This window comes from Thermodesulfitimonas sp., from assembly GCF_052743955.1.
The window spans coordinates 1-9,763 of sequence record NZ_JBRAIN010000069.1 but is presented as its reverse complement, the minus strand read 5'-3'; the positions used below and the strand labels follow the sequence as shown (position 1 = coordinate 9,763).

Here is a 9,763-nt window from a genome sequence, read left to right as displayed (position 1 = left end):
TACCTGGAACGCTGCTTCGCTTTTCGGCCATGAAAACCCGGCATCCCACGCCCTGACCGCGGTCGGTCGCTACGCTCTTGTGGTATAATAAATAGGCAGCGTTCGGAGGGCGGAAGAGGCTTCCCGGGCGCGGCAGCGTCTTAACTTTGCGGGTTATTGCCAACAGGCTGGAGGAGATGTAGTGGCGAAGGAGCATATCCGGAATTTCTGCATTATCGCCCATATCGACCACGGAAAGTCTACCCTAGCTGACCGCCTGTTAGAGTATACGGGGGCAATCGCGCCGCGGGAGATGGTGGCGCAGGTCCTCGACCAGATGGAGATCGAGCGGGAACGGGGCATCACCATTAAGGCGCAGGCTGTCCGGCTTACTTACCGCGCCCGGGACGGGCGGGAATACCAGCTTAATTTGATCGATACGCCTGGCCACGTGGACTTTTCTTACGAGGTTTCCCGCAGCCTGGCCGCCTGTGAGGGAGCTCTCCTCGTTGTTGACGCTACCCAGGGAATTGAGGCGCAGACGCTGGCCAATACTTACCAGGCGCTCGAACACGACCTGGTTCTGGTACCGGTGATCAACAAGATCGACCTCCCAAGTGCCGACCCGGACCGGGTCCGGCGCGAGATCGAGACAGTAATCGGACTGGACGGCTCCAAGGCGCTATTAGTGTCAGCTAAGTACGGGACCGGCGTAGAGGAAGTCTTAGAGGCAATTGTAAAGGAGATACCACCACCGGGAGGAAATGAAGAAGGGCCGCTGCGGGCGTTAGTCTTCGATTCCCATTATGATTCATACAAAGGCGTTATCGCCTACGTCCGGGTGGTGGACGGGAGCATCCGCCCTGGGATGGCGATCCGGATGATGGCGACCGGTAAAGAGTACGAGGTGGCCGAGGTGGGCATCTTCCGGCCGCAGCTCGCCCCGGTCGAAGCGCTCAAAACGGGGGAAGTCGGTTTTGTGGCGGCGCAGATTAAAAACGTCCGGGACTGCCGGGTTGGCGATACAATCACGGGGGCGAAGCGCCCGGCCCAGGAGCCGCTTCCCGGTTACCGCGCGGTGAAACCGATGGTCTTTTGCGGCCTTTATCCGGTGGAGAGTGCGGACTACGGCCGCCTGCGGGAAGCGCTCGATAAGCTGCGTCTTAACGATGCAGCCCTCTTCTACGAGCCGGAGACCTCTGCTGCGCTGGGATTCGGCTTTCGCTGCGGGTTTCTGGGACTGCTGCATATGGAGATCGTGCAGGAGCGTCTGGAGCGGGAGTACGACCTGAAACTCATCACCACGGCGCCGAACGTTATCTACCGGGTGCTTCGGAAAGACGGCCGCATGGTGGAGGTGGAAAACCCGGCGGCGCTGCCGCCAGCCGGAGAGATTGAAGCGATCGAAGAGCCTTTCGTCCGCGCCACCATCATGCTACCGAAGGATTATATCGGTGCAGTTATGGAGCTATGTAACGCGCGACGCGGCAGCTTTAAGAATATGGAGTACGTAGGGGAAAGCCGGGTCATCCTGACCTACGAACTTCCCTTGGCTGAAATCATTTACGATTTCTTTGACCGTCTGAAATCGGTGAGCCGCGGGTACGCCTCGCTTGACTACGAATTTTTGGGTTATCGGCCGGCCGATGTGGTGCGGGTTGATATTTTGGTTGGCGGCGAGTTAGTTGACGCCTTATCTTCTATCGTCCACCGGGAGCGGGCCTACCAACGCGGGCGCCAGTTGGTAAAGCGACTGCGGGAGCTTATCCCGCGACAGCTTTTCGAGATTCCGGTGCAGGCAGCGGTAGGGGGACGGGTGATCGCCAGGGAAACGATCAGGGCGCTCCGGAAGGATGTGCTTGCTAAGTGCTATGGTGGCGATGTTACCAGGAAGAAAAAGCTGCTCGAGAAACAAAAGGAAGGCAAAAAGCGGCTGAAGCAGGTGGGTAGCGTGGAGATTCCGCAGGAGGCCTTCCTGGCTGTGTTGCGGGTGGATGATAAGTGAGCGCTCTCGGGCTCTATATTCACGTCCCCTTCTGCCGCCGAAAGTGTAACTATTGCGATTTTATCTCTTACTCTTACGACGCTGCGGCTGCCAGTCGCTACCTGCAAGCACTGGCGCAAGAGATGCGCCTCCGGGCGGCGCAATTGGGTACTAAAGCGGCTGTGGGAAGCATCTATTTAGGCGGCGGTACCCCCACCTGCCTGGGTGCAGCGATGCTGGCCGGCATTTTCGACCTAATCGCCCGCTACTTTAACGTGCTGCCTGGGGTGGAGATTACGGTTGAGGCCAATCCGGAAACCCTAACCCCCGAGCTTTTGCGGGCGCTCTACTTGGCTGGGGTAAACCGCCTGAGCATCGGGATGCAGTCGGCCAGCGATACGGAGCTGCAGTTTTTGGGGCGGGGACATACGTTCCGCAGGGTACAAGAGGCGGTTGAATGGGCACGTGGGGCCGGGTTTGTTAACCTTAACCTCGACCTGGTTTTTGGTCTTCCCGGACAAACGCTTAAAAACTGGGAGAAGACGCTTAGGGAGGCGCTTGCTCTCGGCCCCGAACATATTTCGGCCTATGACTTGGAAATCCATCCGGAAACACCGCTTGGCCAGGCGGTGGCGGCCGGTATGTGCGGGCGTTGCCCGGAGGAAGAGGCGCGGGAGATGTACCTGATGACGATAGACTGCCTGACGGCAGCAGGTTACAAGCACTATGAGATTTCCAACTTCGCCCTGCCCGGGAAGGAGTGCCGGCACAACCGCCTTTACTGGGTAGGAGAGCCGTACCTCGGACTGGGACCGGCGGCCCACTCTTACCTTGAACACCGCCGGTGGGCCAACGTAGCGGCGCTTCAAGACTACTGCGATCTGGTAGCGGGAGAAAAGCTGCCGGTGGCCGAGGAGCACGCGCTTACACCCGCGGAAGAGATGGCGGAGGCACTCTTTTTGGGCTTGCGTCTTACGGCGGGCGTCTCGCTTTCAAGTTTTGCAGCGCGTTTCGGGCGCCAGCCGGAAGCAGTCTACGGGCGGGAGATTTCCCGGTTGGTAGGGCAGGGACTCCTTTGTCGGGAGGGGGATCTTTTGCGGTTGACCCGAACGGCCTTACCGGTGGCCAATATTGTTTTTGCAGCGTTTGTATAATATACGCCGGGGTGCTGGTGATTTGGGAATTAATGGTTATTTTAGCGGTCGCAGCCTTGACAATTGTCTCCCCTGGTGCTATCTTTAAAAAAAAGCCTTTAGCACTCGCTGGGTTCGAGTGCTAACAAGAGGCGGTTCCGATGCTCGACGAAAGGAAAGAAAGGATTTTAGCGGCTGTTGTGGAGGATTTCATCGATACGGCAGAGCCGATAGGCTCACGGACTATCGCCCGGAAGTACGGGCTGGGGATCAGCCCGGCGACCATCCGGAACGAAATGGCGGATCTCGAGGAGATGGGTTATCTTAAGCAGCCCCATACGTCGGCGGGGCGCATCCCTTCGGAGCGGGGTTACCGCTATTACGTCGACTATCTGATGGAGCCGGAGGAGCCGGGGGAAGAGGAAAAGGAGCTTCTGCGTAGTTACATCAGCACTAAATCAAGGGAGATTGCTGGGGTCATCCGCCAGACCGGCCAGATTCTCTCGCAACTTACGAGTTACGCAGCGATTGCTACGGTGCCGTGCGGAAGGAGTATGTACCGCCATATCCAGCTCGTTCCTTTCGGCGTTGGGCAGGCGATGGTCTTGGTGGTTCTTGCTTCGGGAGATGTTTTCCACCGGTTGATCCCGGTTCCCGAAGGGATTACCGCCTACGATTTGGAGGCGCTTTCCCGGGTGCTTAACGCCAAGTTGCGGGGGCTTACGGTTAGAGATATTAAACTTACTCTCCTAAAGGAAATTTACGCGGAACTTTCGCATTATAAGAGTGTTCTCGATTGGACCTTCGAGCTTATTCAGGAAGCGTTACAGGTTAAAGAAGAACGGATTTACCAGGGCGGCATCCACGGCATCTTGGCCCAGCCCGAGTTCAGGGATGTGAGTCGGCTCCAGACGTTACTGGGACTGTTAGACCAGGAGGATTTTCTCTGCGACCTGCTGACCTCCCAGAGCGAGGAGCAGGGTCTGAGCATCCGGATCGGGGAAGAGTTTAACCGTCCGGATATCCGGGAACTCAGCATGGTCGCGGTAACCTACCAGATAGACGATAAGATGCGGGGAGTGCTGGCGGTGCTCGGCCCCACCCGGATGCGCTACCGCCGGGTAGCAGGAATCTTGCGCTACGTGGCGGAGAGCCTTTCGGCAGAGTTGGCTAAGTTTTACCGGTAAGAGTTCTGTCACGGCAGGAGGATCGGTTCGGTGAGCTTGAAGCAGCAGGCAACGACAGGTTCAGAAGTCAACGAGCGCTTAGCGGCCCTTATTTCCAATACCAACGCCATTCGGGCCGTGGCGGCCGCGGTGGAGGGGACGTTAGGGCCGAAGGGCCTCGACACGATGCTGGTCGACCGCTTCGGCGAGGTAATTATCACCAACGACGGGGTGACCATTCTCACCACCATGGAGGCAACCCACCCGGCGGCGAAGATGGTGATTAATGTGGCCAAGGCTCAGGATGAGGAGGTGGGCGACGGCACCACCACGACGACGGTAATGGCTGGGGCGATGGTAGGTGCCGGGCTCGAAAAAGTGCTGAAAGGCGTGCCTGTGGCGCGGGTGATCGAAGGGCTACGGCAGGGCGTTAGCTTTGCGGTCGAGGTAATGCGCCAGCAAGCCAGCGAGCTGGGGGACCTTGACGATCCCCGCCTGCGCGCTGTGGCCCTGGTGGCCGGAAGGGGGAACGAGGATATCGCCGACCTAGTGGTAAAAGCCGCCCGCCTCGTCGGTAAGGAGGAGCTTCTGAAACCGGCTTTCCGGCTGGCCGACCTTGTGGTGGCCGAGGAAGGGGCGGAGAACCAGGTTTTTGAAGGGGTGATCATCAGCAAAGAGCGGCTGAACCGGCAGATGCCCGAACGCCTCACTGAAGCGAAGGTGCTGGTTATCGATGACGCCCTGGAGCCGGAAGAGTTAGAGGAGGAGGCCCTGGGGACGGAGGCGGGGTTCACCCGCTATCTTGCGTTACAAGAAGAATTTAAACAAAATATCCGTAAACTAATCGAAATGGGGGTCAAGTTGGTTCTGGTCGACCGCGGCGTGGCGGATGTGGCAGAGGAAATGCTCACCGACGCGGGCGTGATGGTCATCCAGCGGGTATTGCAAAAGGAATTGCGCCGGGCGGCGGAACACACCGGGGCCAGAATGATCAAGCGGACGGGGCTAAAGAAGGAGCCTGAGGAGCTCGCCCGGTACTTGGGCTTCGCGGGCGAGGTTTACGATGACGAGCGCCTGGAGCAGGTCTGGATCCGGGCGGGTGGTGGCAAACCGATGGCTACCATTGTGGTCGGGGCGGCTACAGCGGAGGTTGTCGGCGAGCGGGAGCGGATCGCTAAGGACGCTGCTGCGGCCGTGCAGGCGGCGGTCAAGGGAGGTGTTGTTCCCGGGGGCGGAGCGCTGGAGATTGCCGTTGCCCGGGAGGTAGAAAAGATGCGCGGTCGCGTCCGGGGGATGGCCGCTTATGGTGTCGATTGCGTGGTCGAAGCCCTGAAGCGGCCTCTGGCGCAGATCGTTGCCAATGCCGGCTTTAATCCGCTGGAGAAGGTCGGCGACGTGGTTGCGGCACAAGTGGCGCGGCGGAAAAACTCTCTTGCGGTTGATTGTGATACGGGTGAGGTAAGAGATATGCTCCAGGCGGGAATCCTTGACCCAGCGCTGGTCAAGATTCACGCCCTTAAAGCGGCCGGGGAGATCGCGGAGGCGATCCTCCGGATCGATACGATAATCCGGAAGCGGGATGAGAAACAGGAAAGCGGGGATCAAGTCAAAGATGCCGGATAAAGAAAGGGAAGAAAAAAGGGTTAACGGGGAAGCTACTGATCCTGAGGCGGTAACTGGGGTGGAAGCGCCGGCGGCGGAAAGCTTGCCAGAGCAAGAGGCCGCCCAAAACCAAGAGGCTTCGGAGACCCTCTCTCCCGAGGAACGGATTCGCGCTCTGGAAGCGGCCCTCGGTGCGGCTGAAGCAAAAGCGGCGGAGTATTACCAGCAGCTTTTGCGGCTGCGGGCCGATTTCGAAAACCTGCGGCGCCGCGTAAACAAGGAGCGCGAGGAGTTCCTCCATTTTGCCGGTGAGGCGCTGGTGACCGCGCTTCTGCCGGTACTCGACGATTTTGAGCGGGCCTTGCAAGCACCGGGTGAGCAGGTAGCGGATTTCCTGGCCGGCGTCGACATGATCTACCGGCGGCTTAGCGAAATCCTCGCGCGTGAGGGGTTGGAGCCGATCCCGGCGGTCGGCCAGGAGTTTGATCCCAACCGCCACGAGGCGGTGGCCTATGAAACGGGTGAAGATGGTCCGCGGAACACAGTTATCGAGGAGTTCCGGCGCGGCTATATGTTCCGGGGCAAGGTTATCCGGCCGGCGCTCGTGAAGGTGGCTAAAGAAAAAGAATAAACGCGAAAAATAGGCGGCGTTGCTTGCTTCCGGCTCCGAGCAAACGTGTGAGCGGAAGCAATACAGGCTGGCAGAGCCGTCATTATCGACAATAACTGGTCTTTTTGAGGAGGGTGAAAGGTTTCTATGGAAAAAATTCTGGGGATCGACCTGGGAACGACCAACTCCTGCATGGCCATCATGGAGGGTGGCGAGCCCGTTGTGATTCCGAATGCCGAGGGCGGGCGGACGACCCCTTCGGTGGTTGCTTTCTCGAAGACGGGAGAGCTTTTGGTTGGACAGGTAGCGAAGCGCCAGGCGGTAGTAAACCCGGAGCGAACGGTGATGTCGATCAAGCGGCACATGGGTTCGAACTACCGGGTAAAGATTGATGATAAGGAATATACACCGCAGCAGATTTCCGCCTTCATCCTGCAGAAACTCAAGGCGGACGCCGAGGCCTACCTCGGGGAGAAAATAACCAAGGCGGTCATCACCGTGCCGGCCTACTTCGATGACGCGCAGCGCCAAGCAACGAAGGATGCTGGGCGCATCGCGGGGCTCGAGGTGTTGCGGATTATCAACGAGCCGACCGCCGCGGCGCTGGCCTACGGCCTCGATAAAGAAGCGACCCAAACGATCCTGGTCTTCGACCTGGGCGGCGGTACGTTTGACGTTTCCATCCTCGAAATCGGCGAAGGGGTTTTTGAGGTCAAGGCCACGAGCGGGAACAACCGCCTTGGCGGCGACGACTTCGACCAGCGGATCATCGATTACTTGGTGGCCGAGTTTAAGAAGGAGACGGGGATCGACCTTTCTACCGACCGCATGGCGATGCAGCGGCTGAAAGAGGCGGCGGAGAAAGCGAAGATCGAGCTCTCGGGCGTCACCGCAACCAACATCAACCTGCCGTTTATCACGGCAGACGCAACCGGCCCGAAGCACCTCGACCTGACGCTGACCCGGGCGAAATTCGAGGAGCTGACGGCGGACCTGGTGGAAAAGACGATGGGGCCGACGCGTCAGGCGCTTCAGGACGCGGGGCTCAAGCCTGAGCAGATCGATAAAATCCTCCTGGTAGGCGGGGCAACGCGGATGCCGTGTGTACAGGAGGCTGTCCGCCGCTTTTTCGGGAAGGAGCCTCACAAGGGGATCAACCCGGACGAGTGCGTGGCGATCGGCGCGGCAATTCAGGCCGGCGTCTTGGCTGGCGAGGTGCGGGACGTAGTGCTACTCGACGTGACGCCGCTCTCACTCGGCATCGAGACTCTCGGCGGTGTTTTCACGAAGATCATCGAGCGTAACACCACCATTCCCGTCCGGCGTAGCCAGGTTTTCACCACTGCCGCTGATAACCAGACCTCGGTGGAGATTCACGTTCTCCAGGGGGAGCGGCCAATGGCGGCCGATAACAAGAGCCTCGGGCGCTTCCACCTGATCGGTATTCCACCGGCGCCGCGCGGGGTGCCGCAGATTGAGGTTACTTTTGATATCGACGTTAACGGCATCGTGAACGTTTCGGCCAAGGACTTAGGCACCGGGAAGGCGCAGAGCATCACGATCACCGGCTCCACCCGGCTTTCCGAGGAGGAGATCCAGCGGATGGTGAAGGATGCGGAGCGCCACGCCGAGGAAGACCGAAAGCGTAAGGAAGCGGCAGAATTAAGAAACCAGGCCGAGACGATGGTTTACCAGGCGGAGAAGGTACTAAAGGACTTCCGGGAAAAGGCGGATAAGCCCCAGGTGGAGCGGCTCGAAGCGGCGGTGAAGGAGCTCAAAGAGGCGCTGGCAGGGAACGACGCGGCGCTCATCAAGCAAAAGTTAGAGGCTTTAACTGAGCCGCTCCATACCCTGACGGCGGCGATGTACCGGCAGGCAGCGAGCTCCTCGTCAAGCCAGGCGGCGGGCGGACCCGAGCAGGGAGGTCGGACGATGGATGCGGACTATGAGGTGAAGTAGTGCCAGATATTTGCCTGCCGTGGCGGGAATATTTCAGGTTACGCGGGGGCTTTCTTTACGCGCCCCGGAGAGTTTTTTCTGGATGGTAGGTACTGACTTTTTTAAGAAGGTGCGGTTTTATGGCTAAGCGTGATTACTACGAGGTTCTCGGGGTTTCGCGCAACGCGACCCAGGAAGAGATTAAGAAGGCCTACCGCCGGCTTGCGCGGCAGTACCACCCGGATGCGAACCCCGATAAAAAGGAGGAAGCGGCGGAGAAATTTCGGGAGATTACGGAGGCCTACGCGGTACTTTCGGACCCGGAGAAGCGGGCGCAGTACGACCGCTTTGGTCACGCCGGGCCCGAAGGGCAGGGCTTTGGTTTTGACTTCCGGAATTTTGATTTCCGCGACCTTGGCTTCGACTTTGGCTTCGGCGATCTTTTCGAGGCCTTCTTCGGTGGGGGGCGGCGCCGGCACGGGCCGCAGCGCGGGGCAGATCTCGAAACGCAGCTCGAACTCTCGTTTCGGGAAGCGGTTTTCGGCGCGGAGAAGGAGGTTAGGGTGCCGCGAACCGAACGGTGTGGCACGTGCGGCGGTTCGGGCGCTGCACCTGGGACCGCGCCAGAGCGCTGTGCGGCCTGCAATGGTACTGGTCAGGTGAGCTTTAGCCGCGCCACGCCCTTCGGTCAGTTCATCCAGACGCGGACCTGCGACCGCTGTGGCGGGAGCGGCCAGTTTATCCCTCAGCCCTGCCGCGACTGCAACGGGAGCGGTTACGTGCAGCGGGTCCGCAAGGTCAAGGTGAAGGTTCCTGCGGGCGTGGATAACGGCTTCCGCCTCCGGCTCCGGGGCGAGGGCGAGGCCGGTGTGCGCGGCGGCCTGCCGGGCGACCTTTACGTGCACATCCGGGTGCGTCCCGACCCGGTTTTCCGGCGGGAGGGCGATGACCTGATTTACGAAGCCGCCATTTCCTTCCCGCAGGCGGCCCTCGGGGCGGAGATTGAGGTGCCCACCCTCGAGGGAACGACGCGGCTGAAGGTTCAGGAAGGGACACAACCTGGTACCGTGGTAAGACTTAAAGGTAAGGGTGTCCCGAACCCTTACGGCCATGGCCGGGGTGACCTTATTGTGCGGCTCAAGGTTGTAACCCCAACAAGGCTTACCGAGCGGCAAAAGGAGCTGTTGCGGGAGTTTGCCCGGCTTTCGGGTGACGACGTGGCAAAAGGAGATAGGGAAAAAGGTTTTTTTGAAAAGGTCCGGGATGCCTTTATGTAAGCACGGGCGTGATCGGCAGATAACATAACTCCAGAATTTCTGTTCAAGACAGCCGCAAGGCTGTCTTAAATTTT

At 59.5% G+C, this 9,763-nt stretch carries 7 protein-coding genes; all 7 read left to right on the top strand.

Translation table 11 applies throughout. From position 1 onward, the window contains the following. Window positions 1-181: 181 nt before the first annotated feature. Entirely contained in the window at window positions 182-1,984 is a 1,803-nt protein-coding gene (lepA, locus tag ACUVTA_RS06950; RefSeq protein WP_445952231.1) for a translation elongation factor 4, read from the top strand. After that, window positions 1,981-3,117, top strand: a complete 1,137-nt coding sequence (gene hemW / locus ACUVTA_RS06945; protein WP_445952230.1) for a radical SAM family heme chaperone HemW — start codon at window positions 1,981-1,983, stop codon at window positions 3,115-3,117. The genes lepA and hemW overlap by 4 nt, the downstream gene beginning before the upstream one ends. A gap of 140 nt (window positions 3,118-3,257) precedes the next feature. Next, window positions 3,258-4,283, top strand: a complete 1,026-nt coding sequence (hrcA, locus tag ACUVTA_RS06940) for a heat-inducible transcriptional repressor HrcA (RefSeq protein ID WP_445952229.1) — start codon at window positions 3,258-3,260, stop codon at window positions 4,281-4,283. Window positions 4,284-4,313: 30 nt separating this feature from the next. Next, the gene (locus ACUVTA_RS06935) at window positions 4,314-5,885 is read left to right on the top strand and encodes a TCP-1/cpn60 chaperonin family protein (protein ID WP_445952228.1); all 1,572 of its coding nucleotides are present in this window, start codon (window positions 4,314-4,316) and stop codon (window positions 5,883-5,885) included. Beyond that, window positions 5,842-6,495, top strand: a complete 654-nt coding sequence (gene grpE / locus ACUVTA_RS06930) for a nucleotide exchange factor GrpE (protein WP_445952227.1) — start codon at window positions 5,842-5,844, stop codon at window positions 6,493-6,495. The genes ACUVTA_RS06935 and grpE overlap by 44 nt, the downstream gene beginning before the upstream one ends. A gap of 126 nt (window positions 6,496-6,621) precedes the next feature. After that, window positions 6,622-8,433, top strand: a complete 1,812-nt coding sequence (gene dnaK, locus ACUVTA_RS06925; protein ID WP_445952226.1) for a molecular chaperone DnaK — start codon at window positions 6,622-6,624, stop codon at window positions 8,431-8,433. 119 nt (window positions 8,434-8,552) lie between these two features. Then, entirely contained in the window at window positions 8,553-9,689 is a 1,137-nt protein-coding gene (gene dnaJ, locus ACUVTA_RS06920; RefSeq protein WP_445952225.1) for a molecular chaperone DnaJ, read from the top strand. The last annotated feature ends 74 nt before the right edge of the window (window positions 9,690-9,763 follow it).

Excerpts from the sequence above, each read along its gene's own strand:
- hrcA (WP_445952229.1), top strand. The coding sequence starts at position 3,258 with ATGCTCGACGAAAGGAAAGAAAGGATTTTAGCGGCTGTTGTGGAGGAT.
- dnaJ (WP_445952225.1), top strand. The coding sequence starts at position 8,553 with ATGGCTAAGCGTGATTACTACGAGGTTCTCGGGGTTTCGCGCAACGCG.
- dnaK (WP_445952226.1), top strand. The coding sequence starts at position 6,622 with ATGGAAAAAATTCTGGGGATCGACCTGGGAACGACCAACTCCTGCATG.
- grpE (WP_445952227.1), top strand. The coding sequence starts at position 5,842 with ATGAGAAACAGGAAAGCGGGGATCAAGTCAAAGATGCCGGATAAAGAA.